The sequence below is a fragment of the Neochlamydia sp. TUME1 genome, assembly GCF_000813645.1.
In the GTDB taxonomy this organism is placed as follows: Bacteria; Chlamydiota; Chlamydiia; order Chlamydiales; family Parachlamydiaceae; genus Neochlamydia.
Window position 1 is genome coordinate 1 of sequence record NZ_JRXI01000179.1, and the last position, 1,221, is coordinate 1,221.

At 41.0% G+C, this 1,221-nt stretch carries 1 protein-coding gene; it reads right to left on the bottom strand.

What is annotated here, in order from left to right; translation table 11 throughout:
- Positions 1-1,104 (bottom strand): leucine-rich repeat domain-containing protein (locus DB41_RS10885; RefSeq protein ID WP_202965120.1); only part of this gene is annotated, 1,104 nt, incomplete at its 3' end.
- Positions 1,105-1,221 lie beyond the last annotated feature (117 nt).

The window sequence follows — 1,221 nt, forward strand, 5'->3', positions numbered from 1 at the left end:
CAGGCTGGTGAGCTGGTTTTGATTTAAGTCAAGCCATTCCAGCTGGGACAGCTGCCCGATTTCTTCAGGCAGGCTGGTGAGCTGGTTTTGATTTAAGTCAAGCCATTCCAGCTGGGACAGCTGCCCGATTTCTGCAGGAAGGCTGGTAAGCTGGTTTTGATTTAAGTAAAGCTCTTGCAGCTGAGACAGCCGCCCTATTTCTTCAGGAAGACTGGTGAGCTGGTTTTGGCTTAAGCCAAGCCATTGCAGCTGAGGCAGCCGCCCGATCTCTGCAGGCAGGTTGTTGAGCTCGTTTTCTCTTAAGTCAAGAGTTTGTAGCTCAGACAACTGCCCGATTTCTGCAGGCAGAGCGGTGAGCTGGTTTTGGCTTAAGTGAAGCTCTTGCAGCTGAGACAATTGGCTTATTTCTGCAGGAAGACTGGTGAGCTGGTTTTGATTTAAGTAAAGATATTGTAGCTCAGACAGCTGCCCAATTTCTGTAGGCAGAGCAGTGAGCTGGTTTTCTCTTAAATCAAGCGTTTGCAGCTGAGATAACTGGCATATTTCTGGGGGCAAATAAGTCAAGTCTATTCTAGATAAATCTAAAGCCGTGATGTTTTTACGATTTTCTGCAATCCAATCTCTAAGAAGTGCCCCTTTTTTCTCTAGAGGCAAGTGCTTAATTTCTTCTCGGCTCAAGTATTCTTCCCCACCACGAAGTTTTTTCCAAAGTAAAAGGCGATTAATATTCAAGAGATAAGAAGAATAATTAACCAGCGTTAAGCCTCTTTTTTCTTCTGTTTTCTCTTTGAATTCCAAAGTAGAAATAGATTTAGCTAAGGTAAAAACTTGCTTAAAAACTTGATAAACTTTCTCGGTAGAGGTAAGTCCAGGATTGAGTTGATAAAATTTAGCTAACATAAGAGTTTGCTGGATAGTGGAATTCCCTCCTGGGAAATGAAGCTGTGCTATTTGCTTATAAAGAGGAGGCATGACTTCAGTAGCCAGCAAATTATGCCATCTTTTACAGACGCTAAATAAGGAAGGAACTACGCAAGCCTCTAAGATAGGGAGCAGCAATTCATTGGGCAGGCTTTCAATAGATGCCGAAGAGATAGGATGCATTTTATTTCCTTTAGTAATGATGATTTTTTATCATTTTATTATTAATAATAAAATAGAAAAATTAAAAAAGCAAGTCAAACGAATTCGTATCCTTATCAAGGAAAAACAATTCACAGA